Raw genomic sequence first — 16,968 nt, 5'->3', positions numbered from 1 at the left:
ATGCCCGCGGAGCGCAACCACAGCTCACCTCCGACGCCTGCCGAGCTCTTGCAGAAGAGCCAGCGCGGCGAGCTCGCCGGCAGCCGCGTCTCGGGCGCCGTCGCCGCCGGCATCGATCTCCGCGGCGCCGATCTCTCGCAGGCCCTCTGGCAGGACGTCGACCTGCGCGGCGCGAACCTCGCCGGCGCCACGCTCTCCGGCGCCATCTTCCGCAACGTGAACCTCGAGGGCGCCGACCTCACCGACGCCGACCTCACCGGCGCCCTCCTCGGCGGCCCTCCCGGCGAGGCGTGCCGCCTCGCAGGCGCCGATCTCCGCGATGCCGTCCTCTCCAACGCCTCGCTCCATCAGGTCGACCTCACCGGCGCCAAGCTCTCCGGCGCGCTCCTCGAGAGAGCCGATCTCCGCGCCGCGCGCCTCCACAAGGCCGAGCTCCTCGACGCGGTCCTCTCTGGCGCGCGCCTCCAGGCCTGCGACGCCCAGGGCGCCCGCCTCGACCGCGCCGCCGTCGACGGCGCCGACCTCTCCTCCGCCGACCTCACGGGCAGCTCGCTCCGCGACGTCAATCTCCACGCCGCCGTCACGACAGGCCTCCTCCTCGGCGGCGCCGATCTCCTGCGCGCCGCCGCCGCCGGACTCGACTTCTCCGCCTCGGACCCCCCGGCGTCCCTCGCGGGCGCCGAGCTCCACGCCTCCCGGCTCACCGCGATCGATCTCCGCCGCACCGCCCTCGAGGGCGCGCGCCTCGTCCAGTGCGACCTCGCCCGGGCCGACCTCTCCGGCGCGAGCTGCGACGGGCTCGTCCTCGACGGCTCCTCGCTCCGGGGCGCCCAGCTCCAGCGCTGGCGGGCCCGCGGCGCCTCGCTCGCCGGGGCGGACCTCACCGGCGCCTCCCTCGACGGCGCCGATCTCCGCAACGCCAACCTCGCCGGCGCCACCCTCGACGAGGCGTCTCTCGCCGGCGCGAAGCTCGAGGGCTGCTCGCTCGAGGGCGTCCGCCTCGCGGGCGTCGACCTGCGCGGCCTCGACCTCGCCGGCGTGTCCCTCGGCAAGGCGGCTCTCCGCGGCCTCTCGTGGGCCGGCGTGCACCTCTCCGGCGCCGATCTCGCCGAGGCCGACCTGCGCGGCGCCGACCTCGCGGGCGCCGACCTCTCGGACGCCGACCTCTCCGGCGCCTGCCTCGCCGGCGCGAAGCTCGGCGGCGCCACCTTCCGCGGGGCGCAGCTCGCCGACGTCGACCTCACCGGGGCCGATCTCTCCGACGCCGATCTCTCGGAAGCCGCCCTGTCCACCGCCTCGATCACCGGAGCCGACCTCCGCCGGACACGGCTCTTCGCGGCCGACCTCTCCGGCGCCGATCTCCGCACCATGCAGCTCGCCGGCGCGGTGCTCGAACAATCGCTCCTCTGCGACGCGAACGGCGAGGGCGCCGATCTCCGCGGCTGCGTCCTGACGAATGCCACGCTGTCGGGCGCGAACCTCCGCGGCGCCAACCTCACCTCGGTGGAGGCCTCTCAGGTCAACCTCGAAGGCGCCGATCTGAAGGGCGCGAAGCTCGCGGGCCTACAGGCCCCCTCCGCGAACCTCAGGAGGGCGATCCTCGACGGCGCCGATCTCTCCCGCGCCGACCTCTCCGACGCCGCGCTCAACGACGCCGTGCTGCGCCGCGCCCACCTGCGCGAGGCCAGCCTCGGCGCGGCGAGGCTCCCGGGCGCGGACCTGCGCGACGCGGTGATGGCGAACGCCGATCTCTCGCTGGCCGATCTCTCGCACGCGCGCCTCGAGCGCGCTCACCTCGTGAACGCCAACCTCGAGGGCGCCGACCTGCACCGCGCCACGCTCGAGGACGCCGAGCTGCTCGGGGCGCGCACCCGCGACATGAAGAGCACCGACCCTGACCGCGCGCGCGCGGAAGACTTCCGGACGGAGACCCGATGAACGCGAACGACGCTGTCGCCCTGGAACACGAGCCCTCCCCGGGCGGCGTGCTCGAGGCCACCCTCGTCGACCTGGAAGACGCCGCGCGCGCCGTCGTGCGCCTCGTCCGGCCCGGCGCCCCCGGCGTCGAGGGCGCCACGGCGCGCGCGCGGCTCGCCGTGCCCGGCTACCAGGCCACCCCCGGCGACCGGGTGCTCGTCTCGAAACACGCAACCACATCAGATTTTTACATCGTAGGCATCCTCCTCGCCGCCCGAGGGCCGGTGATCCACACGGCCGAGGGGGCCACGGCGTCGGCCGAGGGGAGCACGATCGCGATCCGGGACGCGTCGGGCGCTGTCGCCGTGACGTACGACGCCGCGACGGGCGCGGCGCGCGTCGCCGCCCCCGCGGGGGACCTGACGCTCGCGGCGCCGCGGGGGAAGGTCGTCGTGGAGGCGGCCACGGACGTGGAGCTCCGCGCGCGGCGCGACGTCCGGCACAGGGCGGGTCGGCGCGTGGCGAGCGAGGTCGGCGAGGGCGGCGAGCCGGCGCTCGTGGTCGAGCGGGCGGCCGTGCGCGTGTCCACGGCGGCGGTCGACGTCACCTCGGAGAGGGCGTCGCTCCACGCGACCGAGGCGACCGTGCTCGCCGAGCGGATCGCCACGACCGCCGCGCAGATCGCCGCCACCGCGGGCCGGATGGAGATCCAGGCCGAGCGGCTGATCGAGCGGGCCAGGGACGCTTACCGCGACGTCGATGGGCTGCTCCAGACCCGGGCGACGCGCGCGCGCTCGCTCATCCGCGAGGCGTATCAGCTCGTCAGCGAGCGGACATCGATGGTCTCGAAGAAGGAGACATCGATCGACGGCGAGCGCGTGCTGCTCGGATGAGCCAGCGTGGAAGTGGAGGGATCCCGAGATGAAGATGCCCGCAGCGACGAAGGCCGGAGGCATGTGCTTCGCCATGCCGGACGTGTGCAAGGTGCCAGCGCCGCCGGCGCCCCCCGTGCCGACGCCGTTCCCGAACATCGGGACGCTGAACGGCTGCGAGTCGACCGTCTCCAAGGTGCTCGTCCAGAAGAAGGAGACCGTGACCGAGGCATCGAAGATGCCGAGCAGCAAGGGCGATGAGGCCGGCACGCTCGGCGGGATGGTCTCGAACGTGAACCGCGGGCAGGTGACCTTCAAGCGCGCGAGCTCGAAGGTCTACGCCAAGGGGAAGAAGATCGTCTATCACACCGCGATGTCGGCCCATAACGGCTCGAACGCGAACATGCCCGCCGGCGCCCACGTCGCGCCCTCGCAGCTGAAGGTTTTCGTGGCGGTGTGATCCGTGCCGCTCATCGCTCCTCCAGCTTGGTCCCTGCCGTGAAGGCCTCCGCGATGTGGAGTTCGGCCGTGCGCGCCTTCCAGGTCTCCGCCTGATACAGGTTGGCGCCGCGCAGGTCGGCCCCCTCGAGATCGGCGCTGTCGAAGGCGGCGCGCATCAGGTTCGCCTGGCGCAGGCGCGCGCCGCGGAGCCGCGCCTTGCGGAAGCGGGCGTCGACAAGGTCGGCGCCCTCGAAGGTGGCCCGGTCGAGCGTCGCCCGGGTGAAGCTCGCCTCCGGGAGCGCCGCGCCCGCGAAGACCCCCTCGGTGAGGTCGGCGCCCTCCCACACGGAGCCCGGGCCCCGCACGCGACGGAACGACCCGTTCCGGAGGACCACGTCGTCGGCACGGAGGTCGGCGAGCGAGGCCCCGTCCAGGGTGACGCGCGCCCCGGTAGCACCATAGCTCTTCACATCATCGAGCGTCGCGTCGCAGAAGCTCGCCTCGTCGAGGGCGGCCTGCATCATCTCGACGCCGGTGAGGTCCGCGCGATCGAAGCAGGCCCTCGTGAGCGTGGCCCCCGCGAAGCTGGCGCCGGGCGCCCGGGCCCCCTCGAAGACGGCGCCCTCGCAGCGCGCCTCGGCCGCGGCCGCGAGCTCCAGGACGGCGCCGGCGAAGCGCGCGGCCTTGAGGCTCGCGCCGGTGAGGTCGGCCCGGGTGAGGTCGGCTCCCTCGAAGCGCGCGCCCTCGGCGTCGGCCTCCGCGAGCACGGCCTCGACGAGCCGCGCGCCGTCCATGCGGGCGCCCCGGAGGTTCGCCCGCTTCAGGATGACGCCGCCCAGGTCGGCCCCGGCGAGGTCTGCGCCGGAGAGGTCGATGCCGGTCAGGTCCATGCCGGCGAGCGGCTCGCCGAGGCGAAGAAGCTCGATGATGGCGTCGCGGCCGGCGGTCGGCGGCGCCGCCACGGGATCGCTGGGAGCAGCGTCTTCTCGCGGGGGCACGTCGCCTTCCTCCGCCTGCGCCGGCGCTGCGGCAGCCTCCGCCGCGGCAGCCCCCACCGCCGCCGCGCCGCTCCCGGCCGCCGTGCGCCGCCGCGCGCGCGCCTGGGCGAGCGCCTCGGCGATGCGCGCCTCGAGGGCCGATTCACCCTCCTCGGCCGTGGCGTCGTTCGCCGCCCCCTCCTCGCCTGCCGCCGGCGCCTCGGCCGCCTCGCGCGCCGCGAGCTCCGCGAAGAAGCGCGCCCGCGCGTCGCGCCTCGCCGTCGGCTCGCTCTTCGCCCCGCCCTGCGCCATCGGCTCGCTCAGGACGAACAGCGACGCGATCTCGGAAGCGTCCTCGTCGGCCACGTCGAGCAGGCCCCGCCAGACCAGCACGAGACGGAGCGCGTCGGCGTCGAACCACACGGTGTCGAGCCGCATCGGGACCTCGGAGAACCCGCCGCCGGCCTTCTCCGTCGCCTGCTTGAACACGCGGACCCGCAGCTCGGGCAGCCGCCCCCGGACGATCTCGCCCTCCGGGCGCACGGACCAGAGCTCGAACGGCTCGTCCCCCCGGGGATAGGCGATCTGCTGCTCCGCGGGCGCGGCGTTGAAGAAGGTCCAGTCGAAGTCGTCGGGGAAGAACGGCCAGCGCGTCTTCCTCCAGCGCTCGCCGTAGGACCCGATCTTCTCGAGGCGATCGCTCCACGTCGCCGCGATCGGCGCGAAGCACGCCGGAGAGGGCCTGTCGCCCGCCGAGCGGATCACCCGATCCGGCAGCTCGAGCGACGGGAGCGCGCCGCCTGCTTGCGCGCCGTACCCGGTCCCGACGGGGTTCGGGCCGAACCCGGCGCCGCCGAAGGCGCTCTCGAAGCGGAGCGGGATGCGGTCCCACGGCCCGGGCGCGGTGGGCGCGCCGAGCGCGTCCCAGCGACGCGGGCCGACGGCCGCGACGGAGCGGTCGAGCGCGTCGCCCAGGCGCAGCCGGACGAGCGCCGTGGCGTCGCCGTCGCTGGCGCGGTGCGCGTGCCCGACCAGCAGGACGTCGGCTCTCGGCTTGAAGATCGCGAAATCGGACGGGTAGCGGAGGCTCTTCGCGGGGTCGTCGTCGACGTGGACGTCGCCGCCGGGGAGCTCCTGATCGGCCGCGATCGCCGCCGGCGCCCCGGGCACGAGGTCGAAGGTGCCCTTGACCACGACGGTGAGCGAGTCCCTCGGCGGCCGGGCCTGCCAGGGGATGGTGAAGGCGGCGAACGGGGTGATGTTCAGGATCGGGACGTGCTCGGTGGTCCTCGCGGGCGGCGGCAGGTCGGGCGAGCCGGCGAGATCTTCGCTGGTCGGCTTCGACGGCTCCGGCTCGGGCAGCGGCAGCGTGGCCGTGGGCAGCGGCGCGCCGGCGTGCGCCGCGATGTGCGCGGCCATGGCGGGGAAGGCCTGCCGGAGGGCCTCCAGCGAGACCTCGGCGGGGGCCCGCGCGGGCTCGGCCTGCTCCGCGGGCCGGGGCGGCGCGATCGGGAACGGCGCGTCCTGCTGGCGCGCGCCGCGCAGCACGTCCTGGAGATTGAACTCGCGCGTGTCCACGAGCACCGGCGGCTGCACGGACACCGGCGGCTGCACGGACACCGGCAGCTGCACGGACACCGGCGGCGCCGGCGCGCCCGCGCCTCCGGCCGCCTCCCCGGCGCCGGGACCCGCCGGTGAGGCCTCCCCGGCGACGGCGCCGGGCGGCGCCGGGTCGAACGCGCGGAGGGCCTCGGCGAAGGCAGCGGGGTCGAGGGGGCGCGTCTGCGTCAGGTCGAGCGACGGGCGCGCCGCCTCCGCGCCCGCGCCGCGCGCGGCCCACTCCTCGGCGCTCATGCCGCGGGCGACCGACGGATCCGGCTCGGGAATCGGGAGCGACAGCCGCGCGGCCGCGGGCGGCCTCACGCCCTCCGGCAGCGGCGCCGTCGTCGCGCCGACCGGCGGCGCGGCCGCGGCGGCGGGCTCGGGCGCAGGCCACGCCGCGCGCTCGTCGAGGGGCGCCAGCGTCACCAGGATCCTGCCGCGCTCGACGGCCTCCAGGGCGCGCTCGGCGACGGCCAGGGACGCGCGCCAGGTCAGCGTGCACCGGAGCGCGTCGGCGTCGATCCAGAGCGTGTCGCAGCGCACGGTGAGCTCGACGCCGGCGGGGTCGGCGAGCCGCGGCGCGCGGAGGAGCACGCGCGCCGTCACGCCGGGCAGGCGAGAGCGCACCTGGGCGGCCGTGGGGTGGAGTCCTTCGAGCAGGATCCACTCGTCCCCGCGCAGGTAGCGTATCTGCTGGTCGCGCGGGGCCGCGTTGAAGTAGCCCCAGTCCATGGCGATCGGGAGCTCCGGGACGGGCAGCAGGAGCTTCGCCGGATCCCACGCGCCGAGCGCCCGCCGCCGCTGCTGCCACGCGCTCGAGATGGGCCCGAAGCCGTCGGGGGCGTCGGGCGCAGCGGGGTTGACGATGCTTGGCAGCCGGAGGTCGGCGGGGTCGGCCCCCCTTCCGACAGGGTTCTCGGGGCAGCGCGCGCCGCCGAAGGCGAGCTCGTAGCGCACGGGCAGCCTGGAGAATGGGGCCGACGCCGTCGCCTGGCCGGTCGCGGGATCGCGCTGCCGCTCGCCCACGACCTGGAGCCGCTTGTCGATCACGGGCGCGTGCCCGTGCGCGTGCGCTTCGAAGACGGCGAGGCGCACCCACCGGTGGCTCACGCGCTGGCCGGGCGGGGCGTACGCGCTGCCGCTGAGCAGGACGTCGGCGCGGGGCTTGTGGGGCACGGCATCCGAGGCGACATAGAGGCTCCGGCCCGCGTTCTGCTCGTGGAAGACGTCGTCGAAGAGCGGCAGCGGCGCGGCCAGCGCGGCGACGCCGTCGGGCGAGAGCTGGAAGGTCGCCTTCACGGCGACGGTCACACAGGGTCCGTTCGCCGTTCGCCAGAGCAACGCCGACGCGGCCAGGGGGGACAGGGAGATGGGCTGCATGAACGGCCCGGCACACTAGCCGAGAGCGCCGGCGGATGCGCCCCCCTCGGCGACGCTGGGCTGCTCCGCGCTTCGACCCGCGCGGGGTGAGCAGCAGTGAGCCTCAGAAGCGATGTTGAGAGACGAACCTGGTCGACCCGGCGCGAGATCCCTGGAGCTCCTCGCGCCCTGGCGGTCCTCTTCTCCCGTGTCTCTGCCGTCGCGTCACGCCACGGCGAAGCCGGCGCCGAGCAGGTCCTGCGGCCGGGACGACGAGCCGATATGGACACGGAAATCCCCCGGCTCCACCACGCGGCGCCCCTCCGCGTCGACCAGGGACAGCTCCGCCACGGGCAGGTCGAAGCGCACCTTGCGCGCCTCCCCCGCGGCCAGGCTCACGCGGCGGAAGGCCTTCAGCTCCTTCTGCGCCCACGTGGACGACGTCACCAGATCTTCGATGTACAGCTGGGCGATCTCCACGCCATCGCGCCCGCCTGCGTTGGTGATCGTCACCTCGAACGACGCCGTGCCGCCTCGCTCCACGCTCGGCGTCAGGACCTTCAGATCGCCGTAGGTGAAGCGCGTGTAGCTCAGGCCGAAGCCGAAGGCGAACGCCGGCTCCTGCGTGAGGTCGGCGTAGCGATTCCCGTGCTGACCGCGGGCCTGGTTGTAGAATATCGGCTGCTGGCCCACGTGGTAGGGGAACGAGATCGTCAGCTTGCCAGAGGGGTTGATCGTTCCGAACACGGCCTCGGCCACGGCCCGCCCGCCCATCATCCCCGGGTTGAACGCCTCGAGGATCGCCGCCGCGCCGAGCGCCGAGCGCGGCAGGACCAGCGGCTTGCTGTTGACGAGGACAACGACCGTGGGCACATAGGTCCTGGCGATCGCGTCCGAGAGGGCCCTCTGTCCGCCCATGAGCTCGAGGGTCGCCGTGCTCTTCGTCTCGCCGATGAGCTCGATCCTGTCCCCCAGGACAAGCACCACCGCGTCTGCGCCCCGGGCCAGCTCGACCGCCGCGGGAATGCCGGACTCGTCCTCGCTGAGAACCGAGCAGCCCGCGGCATAGACCACCTCACACCCCGGGGGCGCGAGCTCCCGTATCCCATCCACGATCGTGACGATGCTCGAGCGGGGGTGCTGCGGCCCGTTGCCGCCGCTCATCTGGCCCGAGCCGAGCGACCAGTCGCCCAGCTGGGCGATCGTGTCGTCCGCGTTGGGGCCGATCACCGCGATCCGCCGCAAGGGCCTCGACGCCGCGGCCTCCGCGAGCGGCAGGAGGCCGTCGTTCTTGAGCAGCACGAGAGACGCCCGCGCGACCTCCAGGTTCAGATCCCGGTGGGCCGCACACCCGATGATCTCCTGGATGCGCTGCTCGCTGCTGTACCCCGGGTCCTCGAAGAGCCCCAGGGAGAACTTGAGCGACAGGACGCGCCGCACGACCGCGTCGATCTCGGCCTCGGCGAGGAGCCCGCGGCGCACCGCCTCCTGAGCGCCCTCGTAGAACTGCGGTGTCGCCATCATCAGGTCGTTTCCGCTCCGGACCGCCACCGCGGCCGCCTCGGCCATGTCCTTGCAGACCTTCTGATCGAGCACGAGATTGCCCACGTTGTTCCAGTCGGTCACGACGATCCCCTCGAACCCCCACTCCTCCTTGAGGACCTCCGTCAGGAGCCAGCGGTTTGCGGTGGCCGGGATCCCGTCCATGGACTGATATCCAGTCATGAAGGCCATGCAGCCGCTCCTCGCGGCCCGCTCGAAGGGCGGCAGGAAATACGAGCGCAGGTAGCGTCGCGAGATGTTCGCCTCCGAGGCGTCACGGCCGCCCAGCGTCTCCGAGTACCCCGCGTAGTGCTTGGCGGTCGCCAGCACCGCGTCCGGATCGTCCAGGCCCTTGCCCTGATAGCCCTTGATCATCGCGCAGGCGAGCTCGCCGATCAGATAGGGATCCTCGCCGAAGGTCTCCCCCACCCTGCCCCAGCGGAGATCGCGTGTGAGGCACAGGACGGGAGAGAACGTCCACTTGAGGCCCGTGGCCCGCATCTCGGCGGCGGTCACCCGCGCGACCTGCTCCAGGAGCCCCGTATCCCAGCTGCAGGCCATGGCGAGCTGCGTGGGGAAGATCGTGGCGCCCGCCCAGAAGGAATGGCCATGGATCCCGTCGTCGGCCATCAGCACCGGAATGCCAAGGCGGGTGTCCAGCGCGCGCCGGATCGCGGTGTCAGCGTCCTTCCCGTTGCAGTGCAGGAGGCTGCCGACCTTCATCCGCCCGATCGCGTCCTCCAGATCTCCCTGGGCGTCGAGCTGCATGAGCTGCCCCACCTTCTCGTCCAGGGTCATCCGACTCAGGAGGTCTTCCACCCGCTTTCCCACGGGCTGCTTGGCATCTTTGTAGAGAGGAGCGTCGTTCATGGGTTCTCCTGCACGATGGGGAGCGCACGGCGACAAGTCCACCGTCGCGCTCGTCGCTCGGTGGCGCGGGGAATCCCCCCACTACCACCGAGCGCAGCGCGCGGGCTCCCTCGAGGGCCGTGTGCCGGCCGGGCCGCGCGCCGCCAGAGACCGCGGCCCTCGTCGACTCAGACGCGGAGCACGGCGCTGCCCCACGTGAGGCCGCCGCCGAGCGCACACAGCAGCACGTGATTTCCGGGCAGGATCCGGCCATCGCGGAGCGCCTCGTCGAGCGCCATGGCCACCGAGCCCGCGCAGGTCCCGGCCGCGCTGGCGCCGTCGACCGCGCCGAGGACGCGCTCGGGCGGGCACCCGAGGCGCTCGGCGAGGAGGGCGACGAGGTGCGGGTCGGCGTGGTGCGGGATCACCCAGTCGACGTCCGCGGGCGCAAGCCCGGCGGCCGTGATCGCCGAGAGGGCGTGGGCCCCGAGGTGCTCCTCCGCGGCCTGCCGCAGCTCGGGCTGCTTCACGCGCAGGTACTGCCGCCGGTCGGCCAGCCGCTCCACGGTGAGCGGCTCCGCGGATCCTCCGCCGGGCACCTGGAGCACATCGGCCCTCTTCCCGTCGGCGCGCAAGCCGACGCTCAGGATCCCGCGCCCGTCGCCGGTCGCCGGCCCGATCACCACCGCGCCGGCGCCGTCGCCGAACAGCTGGGCCGAGGCCCTGTCCCGCGGATCCAGGCGGCGGGAGAGCAGGTCCGCGCCGATGACGAGCACGTGCTTCATCGTCCCCGCCGTCACGAACTGGTTCGCCACCGACAGCCCGTAGAGGAAGCCCGTCAGCGACGCGGAGAGGTCGAACGACGGGATGTGCTCGGCGCCGAGCTTCTGCTGCACGTACACCGCGGTCGCCGGCATCGGCGCGTCGCCGCTCGAGGTGGCGAGGATGATCATCTCGAGATCCCGCGGCCCGACGCCGGCCGCCTCGAGGGCCGCCTTCGCCGCCCGCGCCGCCAGGTCGCTCGTCCGCTCGCCGGGCGCGACGCGGCGCCGCTCGTCGCTCGCGCCCGGGTCGCCCGCCGCGCCGTCCGCCGGCGGCGCGCCCGCCTGCGCCTCGCTCGCCGGGACGGCGAGCGGCAGGGAGCGGCCTGTGCCGAGGATGCGCGCGCGTGGATTTCTGGCATCGAACGTCATCGCGGCCGCAGCCTACATCAAGGGCTGCTCGTTGGAACGGGCGATCGTGCCCTGCCGTTCGGTCCACGGAATGCTTGAGTCGCGGGCGCGCTCCGGTACATAAAGCGCCTCGATGGCTACGAGCTCCGAAGACAGAGACCGCCCCGACACGGACGAAGCGCCTCCCGGCGAGGCCGACGCGCAGGACACCCGCAGCGAGGAGGACGGCGAGAGCCGCGCCGACGCCGCGGCGCCCGCCAGAGCCTCGCGTCCTGCAAAGCAGGCTGGCGCAGCGCGGCGCCCGGCCGGCAAGAAGCCCGGCGCGCGGCCTCGCGCCGCCGCCCAACCGCAGGGCGGCTCGCTCGGCAAGAGCATGATCCTGTTCCTCATCATCATCGGCGGCCTCGCCGCGGCCTTCGCCTATTTCGGGCGTGAGCCTGCGGCCGGCACGGCCGGCCCCAAGTGGAAACCCGGGGACAAGTCCCAGGTCGAGGTCACCCTCGTGTCCACCGACATCAAGGATCTCGCCTGCTGGTCGGCCGAGGAGATCAGCGGCCGGCACTGCGCGTTCGAGTCGCCCACCCAGGGTTGGTCCAAGGGGGATGCGGACGACAAAAAGCTGCTCCGTCCTTACACGACCACGGACCGCGTCCAGTTCCTCGCCGCCGGCCTCTGGAGCGAACCCGCGCTCACCTCAGGCAAGCTGCCGTCCGCGCGGTTCGCGGTGAAGTGCACCTACACCGTCGAGGGCAGGATGAAGCGGCCCGGCATCCGCTGGTCCAGCGAGGGCGCATGGCTCGACAGGACCGATGACTGGTACACGGGGCTCCTGTCGGACTGCAAGCTCATCACCCCCTGATGTCGCAGGCGCCGCTGCGTTCATCGTCGTGACGCGCGTGAAGCGGCGCACGACGCAGTGCATACAGCCGGCGCTGCGCCGTGTGCCATGCCCCCCTCGTGTGGCCGCGCCCCTCCGTGGTAGTGTGATTTTCGGCTTGGAGGTGCTCATGCCCTGTCATCGGGTGATCGCGTTGCTGTCGTGGGCCGCATTGTTCGCCGTCGCTGGATGTGAAGCTGACCCGGGCACCGTCGACCTTTGGCCGACCTATGTCACCGCATCGAGCTCCTCCAGCGCGGGCGCGGGCGGGGAAGGCGGAGCGACCTCCACCGTCGCGACGACGAGCTCGGGGGGCGAAGGCGGCATGGGCGGCGAGGGCGGCACGATGTGCACGTGCGAGCCCGGGCTCTCGTGCTGTGGATCGGAGTGCGTCAACCTGGCCGGCGATCCGAGCAATTGCGGGTCGTGCGGCACGACCTGCACCGAGGCTCAGGTCTGCATCCAGGGCGAGTGCGCGAATGCGTGCGCCCCCGGCTTCGGCTGCGAAGAAGGCCTCTGCTGCGGCGTGCGATGCTGCGACGCTGGCGAGATCTGCTGCGACTACGGCGACAGCGCCGGCGCGCCCGACCTTCACTGTCAGGCGACGGTGAACGGCACCTGCCCCCTCGCCTGCAGCGGCTGCGAGAACTGACGGACGTCGATAGCGGCGCGCGGCGCACCAGGCGGCGCCGCGCGCGGCGCGCCTCGCACGCGCGCCGCGCACGCCACGTCGGCTCACGCCTTCTCGAAGATCTTGCCCGGGTACTTTCGCTCGAAGTGCCCCACCACGCCCCGGCCGATCGCCTCGATGGTGAGCGCCGCGATGCCCATCTTGATGGCCGGCCCGATCAGGGGGACGAAGCCGACCGCCCGGGTGGCCAGGAATTTCAGGCCTTGCCCGAGGATCGCGAAGCTCCCGCCGGCGGCGGTCGTCACCACGGATCCCATGTTCTCGCCGTAGATCTCGCCGACCATCGCCATCATGTGCGTCTCGATCGCGACGAGCCCGGTGGAGGTCGAGATCGGGAGCGGAAGCGCGGCGAACGCCGCCCCGCCGATCGCGTAGCGGTGAACCCAGCGGAGAGCTTCATCCCTGCACGTCGTCATATCCCGAGGTTGCCGCAAGTCGCGCCGTCCGTCCATCGAGCACCGCGCTGACGGCGCGGGCGCGTCGGAGGCCCGGCCACGCTCGGGCCTTCTGTGCGCTGCCTTCCCGCGCCGCGGGAACCGCGCGTGCATGGTCCTCGCTCGGCTCGACCTCCGCGATCGCGCCGGAGGGCGGCGCCCGAGGCAAAGCGACCCCGCGAGGGGATGTTGGACCGTCGGAACCCGTGGCGATCCGGGCTCCAGGGAGGTTGCCCATGACAGCTCGACGCGCGCTCTTCAGCCTGCCCCTGCTCTGCGCCTCCGCCGTCTTCGCGGCGTGCGGCGCGGAGCCGCGCCCCGCCTCGCCCGGAGCGGAGCCGCCGACCGACCCGGCGCCTACGGAGGCGCCCGACGCCGAGCGCGTCCCTCTGTTCGAGGACATCGGCGCTCTCCATCACCCGGTGACGACGTCATCGCCGCTCGCGCAACGCTATTTCGATCAGGGATTGCGGCTCGTCTACGCGTTCAACCACGACGAGGCGAGGAAGGCATTCCGGGAGGCCGCCCGCCTCGATCCCGGCCTCGCCATGGCCCGCTGGGGCATCGCGCTCACGCTCGGCCCCAACATCAACCAGCCGACCGACGCGGCGCGGGAGCGGGCCGCCCTCGAGGCCGTGGAGGAGGCGCGCGCGCTCGCCGCGTCCGCCAGCGAGCGCGAGCGCGCGTACATCGACGCGCTGGCGGAGCGCCACGCTTCAACGTCGGGCCGCGACCGCGCGGACCTCGACCGCGCCTACGCGAGCGCGATGCGCGAGCTCGCCCGTCGCTTCCCCGACGACCTCGACGCGGGTGTCCTCTTCGCCGAGGCGCTCATGGATCTGCGCCCGTGGGATCTCTGGACGCAGGATGGCCGGCCGCAGCCCGGGACCGAGGAGATCGTCTCCACGCTGGAGGGCGTCCTCCTGCGAGATCCCGAGCACCTCGGCGCGAATCACTACTACATCCACGCGGTCGAAGCGTCGCGCGCGCCGGAGCGGGCGTTGCCGAGCGCCGAGCGGCTCGGCGGTCTGGCCCCTGGCGCTGGGCACCTCGTGCACATGGCGTCGCACATCTTCATGCGCGTCGGTCGCTACGCCGACGCCTCTGACGCGAACGAGCAGGCGGTGCTGGCCGATCGCCGGTACATCCGCGAGCGGCGGCCGGAGGGCATCTATCCGATGATGTACTTCCCGCACAACCTCCATTTCCTCTCGGTCTCGGCGAGCATGGAGGGGCGCAGCGCCGTCGCCGTGCGCGCCGCGCGAGAGCTGGCCGAGGCGGTGCCCGACCACAACGTCCGACACATGCCGATGCTCGAGATGTTCCGCCCTGCGCTGCTGTTCGCGCTCGTCCGGTTCGGACGGTGGGACGACGTCCTCTCGGAGCCGGCGCCGCCGCCCGAGCTGCGGTACACGACGGGGATATGGCGCTATGCGCGCGGCCGCGCCCTCGCCGCGACGGGGCGCCATGACGATGCCGCGCGCGAGGCGGCGGTGCTCCGGGCGATAGCGTCCGAGAGCCGGGAGGACGCGACGATCGGCAGGAACCGCGCGAAGGATCTGCTCGAGATCGCCTCGCTCGTGCTCGAGGGCCAGATCGCGTCCGAGCGCGGCGACACCGGCGCCGCTGCTCGCGTGCTCGAGGACGCCGCGCGCATCGAGGACGAGCTGCGCTATTTCGAGCCGCCTGACTGGCCCGAGCCGGTCCGCCACACGCTCGGCGCGGTGCTCCTCACGGCGGGCCGCGCGCGCGACGCTGAGGCGACGTACCGGGAGGACCTGCGCCAGAACCCGCAGAATGGCTGGTCGCTGTCCGGGCTCGAGCGCAGCCTCCGCGCACAGGGCAAGGAAGAGGAAGCGGACGCCGCACACGCGCGCTTCAAGCGCGCCTGGGCGCGAGCCGACGTGCGGCTGTCCGGGTCACGCCCGTGAATGTCCGGTCTCGAGCGGCTGGAGACGGCGAGGTAGGCGCGCATTGCCGGCGTGCGCATCGGAGCATCTGCTAGGTTGGTGGGGTGTTGCGCACGAAGCTTGGACACTCGGCGCTCTGGTGTCTTTTCTCTCTCGCTTCCAGCCTGTGCGCGGTCTCGCTCTTCGGCTGCGAGAGCACCGACCTGCCGCCGTATACCCACCTCCCGGGGGAGGGCGCCGGTGGCTCGGGGTGTGCGCCGGGGCAGATCAGCGGCGCCAGCGGATGTGCGCAGGTAGGCATTCAGGGCTGCGCCGACGCCTTCGTCGACGAGGACGGCTTCTGTCGTCCCGCGCTCGCGAAGTGCTCGCCCGGGACGATCCCGAAGCACGACGAGGGCTGCATGGAAGTCGGGATCCCCGGCTGTGCGGCGGAGTTCGTGGAGGGCGGTGCCTGCCATCCCACCATGGCCAGGTGCCCGGAGGGAACATTCGCGGTCCCGCAGAAGGGCTGTGTTTCCATCGACGGCCCGGACGGCTGCGGCTCGGCGCCGTGGGGCGAGATCGTCGAGACGCCCGGCGATCTCCACGTCGATCCTGGCTACGAGGGCGGAGACGGCGACGGGTCGCGGGAGCGGCCGTTCACGACGCTGGCGGAGGCGCTGGCGGGCGTCCAGCCGGACGGGCGCGTCGTCGTGGCCGAGGGCGAGTACGACGAGCCGATCGAGATCACGAAGCCCATCGAGATCGTCGGGAGGTGCGCCTCGCGGGTGGTGCTCCGGGGCGAGCAGAGCGATCCCAGCGGCAACGTCAGCGCGGTCTGGATCCACGACGTCGACCGCGCCGGCGTGCGCGGCGTGAGCGTGCTCAGCGCCTCGATCGGGGTGCTGATCCAGGCAGCGACGGTCTCGGTGCGCGACATCCGGGTGACGGGCGAGAGCGGCAATGGTCTCGTGGTCGCGCTCCCTGGCGCGAGCCTCGATCTGTCGCGCAGCCTCGTCCAGTCGTCGTGGGCGGACGATGGAGCGGGCGAGGTCTGGACCAGCGTGCTCGTCGTCTCCGGGGCCGAGGCGCGGCTCACCGAGAACGCGCTGGTCGGCGGCACGGTCAACCTGCGGATCAGCTCCGAGGCGGCGGAGGTGGTCGCGGAGGGCAACCTGCTGGAGGCCGCGGCGCTGCGGTCGGCGGCGAGCGACGGCGTCGGCGTGCACCTCGAGAACGGCACGCTCCGGCTCGACGCGAACGCGCTCGTCCACCATCACCTGGGCGCGCTGGTGACGGGCGCCGGCGCGGAGCTCGTGGCGGCGCGCAACCTCATCGCCGCCCCGGCGGACGCGGCGCCCGAAGCCGGCGGCCTGGCCGTGGAGCAGGGCGCGCGCGCGTCGCTCGCGTCCAGCGTGCTGTCCGGCGCGTGCGACGCGTTGCTCGCCGTCGCGGACGCCGGCACCGAGGTCGAGGCCTCTGGCAACCTCTTCGACGGCGCGTCCGCCTCGGAGAGCGGTCACCTCGGCGTGGCCGTCGAGCTGCGCGGCGGAGCGCTCTCGCTGTCGTCGAGCCTCGTGCGCCAGGCCGGCGACGCCGGGCTGTTCATCTCGGGCGGGACGCTCACGGCGAGCGGCGTTGTCATCGAGGGCACGCGCGCGAACCCGCTGCACCGGGATCGCGCCGCCGGCGTGCTCGTGCAGGGTGGCCGCGCCGCGCTTGCGTCGACGTATGTCCTGGAGCCCCACGTCGCGGGCGTGTCCGCGTCCCGGGGCGCGACCCTCGAGATCTCGGACAGCCTCATCGAGCGCTCTCTGCCGGAGGAGCGCGACGGCACGGGCGGCGTCGGCCTGCTGAGCGCCGGGGCGGAGCAGGTCCTCGTGCAGAGGTCGGCCGTTCTGGAGAGCCGCGTGGCGGGCCTGCTGCTGGCCTCGCCGAGCACGGTGGAGGACACGGTCATCCTCGGGGTCGAGGGCGGCACGTTCTCGGCCCTGAGCTCCGGTGGGCAGACGGAATCGGTGCCGGACCTGGGCGATGGCCTCGTGGTCCTGGGCTCGACGGCGCAGGTGAGCTCGGTGCAGGTGCAGCGCTGCGCGCGCGCCGGTTTGCTGTTCAGCGACAGCCACGGCGCGCTCGCGAGCTCGGAGTCCACCGGCAACCGGTTTGGCCTCGTCGTGCAGGGCGCGCAGGCGCCGTCGGTGTCGGAGGACAACAGCTTCGAGGGCAACCAGGAGAGCGATCACCTCACCGAAGGCGCGCTCCCCGTCCCGAGCAGCGCCACGCCCGCCCCGTGACGATCGCGGTTTGCGTCGCCGAGAGCTTGCGTCGATGTCGCGAGAACGACGT

11 protein-coding genes are annotated in these 16,968 nt (G+C 73.5%); 7 read left to right on the top strand and 4 right to left on the bottom strand.

What is annotated here, in order from left to right; translation table 11 throughout:
* The 3 genes from WMF11_RS14610 to WMF11_RS14600 are packed head-to-tail and all read left to right on the top strand — an operon-like array spanning position 1 to position 3,249.
* Positions 1 to 1,938 carry a pentapeptide repeat-containing protein gene (locus WMF11_RS14610; protein WP_437977876.1) on the top strand — a complete coding sequence of 646 codons (1,938 nt, stop codon included), beginning with the start codon at positions 1 to 3 and terminating at the stop codon, positions 1,936 to 1,938.
* Complete coding sequence (locus tag WMF11_RS14605) at positions 1,935 to 2,810, top strand: DUF3540 domain-containing protein (RefSeq protein WP_437977875.1); 876 nt, start codon at positions 1,935 to 1,937, stop codon at positions 2,808 to 2,810. Before WMF11_RS14610 ends, WMF11_RS14605 begins: the two co-directional genes overlap by 4 nt.
* Before the next feature lie 28 nt (positions 2,811 to 2,838).
* Positions 2,839 to 3,249 (top strand): PAAR-like domain-containing protein, encoded by a 411-nt coding sequence (locus tag WMF11_RS14600; protein ID WP_437908989.1) that lies wholly within the window; start codon positions 2,839 to 2,841, stop codon positions 3,247 to 3,249.
* Between the two features lie 10 nt (positions 3,250 to 3,259).
* Here WMF11_RS14600 and WMF11_RS14595 read toward each other — a convergent pair whose 3' ends face one another.
* The 3 genes from WMF11_RS14595 to WMF11_RS14585 all read right to left on the bottom strand — a co-directional run bounded on the left by WMF11_RS14595 (position 3,260) and on the right by WMF11_RS14585 (position 10,752).
* On the bottom strand, positions 3,260 to 7,189 hold the full coding sequence (locus tag WMF11_RS14595; protein WP_437977874.1) for a DUF2169 domain-containing protein: 3,930 nt from the start codon (positions 7,187 to 7,189) through the stop codon (positions 3,260 to 3,262).
* A 204-nt stretch (positions 7,190 to 7,393) separates the two neighbouring features.
* Positions 7,394 to 9,580, bottom strand: a complete 2,187-nt coding sequence (locus WMF11_RS14590; protein WP_437977873.1) for a glycoside hydrolase family 3 N-terminal domain-containing protein — start codon at positions 9,578 to 9,580, stop codon at positions 7,394 to 7,396.
* Positions 9,581 to 9,747: 167 nt separating this feature from the next.
* The gene (locus tag WMF11_RS14585; RefSeq protein ID WP_437977872.1) at positions 9,748 to 10,752 is read right to left on the bottom strand and encodes a beta-ketoacyl-ACP synthase 3; all 1,005 of its coding nucleotides are present in this window, start codon (positions 10,750 to 10,752) and stop codon (positions 9,748 to 9,750) included.
* Positions 10,753 to 10,864: 112 nt separating this feature from the next.
* On the opposite strand from WMF11_RS14585, the gene WMF11_RS14580 reads away from it, so the two are divergent.
* Together WMF11_RS14580 and WMF11_RS14575 are read left to right on the top strand one after the other, a co-directional pair.
* Positions 10,865 to 11,590 (top strand): hypothetical protein, encoded by a 726-nt coding sequence (locus WMF11_RS14580; RefSeq protein ID WP_437977871.1) that lies wholly within the window; start codon positions 10,865 to 10,867, stop codon positions 11,588 to 11,590.
* A 148-nt stretch (positions 11,591 to 11,738) separates the two neighbouring features.
* On the top strand, positions 11,739 to 12,260 hold the full coding sequence (locus WMF11_RS14575; RefSeq protein WP_437977870.1) for a hypothetical protein: 522 nt from the start codon (positions 11,739 to 11,741) through the stop codon (positions 12,258 to 12,260).
* An 83-nt stretch (positions 12,261 to 12,343) separates the two neighbouring features.
* On the opposite strand, the gene WMF11_RS14570 is transcribed toward WMF11_RS14575, so the two are convergent.
* Complete coding sequence (locus tag WMF11_RS14570) at positions 12,344 to 12,715, bottom strand: hypothetical protein (RefSeq protein WP_437908983.1); 372 nt, start codon at positions 12,713 to 12,715, stop codon at positions 12,344 to 12,346.
* 254 nt (positions 12,716 to 12,969) lie between these two features.
* Here WMF11_RS14570 and WMF11_RS14565 point away from each other — a divergent pair, with 254 nt between their 5' ends.
* Together WMF11_RS14565 and WMF11_RS14560 are read left to right on the top strand one after the other, a co-directional pair.
* Positions 12,970 to 14,664 carry a hypothetical protein gene (locus tag WMF11_RS14565; RefSeq protein WP_437977869.1) on the top strand — a complete coding sequence of 565 codons (1,695 nt, stop codon included), beginning with the start codon at positions 12,970 to 12,972 and terminating at the stop codon, positions 14,662 to 14,664.
* Positions 14,665 to 14,750: 86 nt separating this feature from the next.
* Positions 14,751 to 16,916, top strand: coding sequence for a DUF1565 domain-containing protein (locus WMF11_RS14560; RefSeq protein ID WP_437977868.1), 2,166 nt, complete (start codon positions 14,751 to 14,753; stop codon positions 16,914 to 16,916).
* Positions 16,917 to 16,968: the final 52 nt, after the last annotated feature.

Source organism: Sorangium sp. So ce295 (genome assembly GCF_051527405.1).
In the GTDB taxonomy this organism is placed as follows: Bacteria; Myxococcota_A; Polyangia; order Polyangiales; family Polyangiaceae; genus Sorangium; species Sorangium cellulosum_B.
Note: the sequence above shows the minus strand (reverse complement) of the source record. Positions and strands in the feature narration are given on the sequence as shown.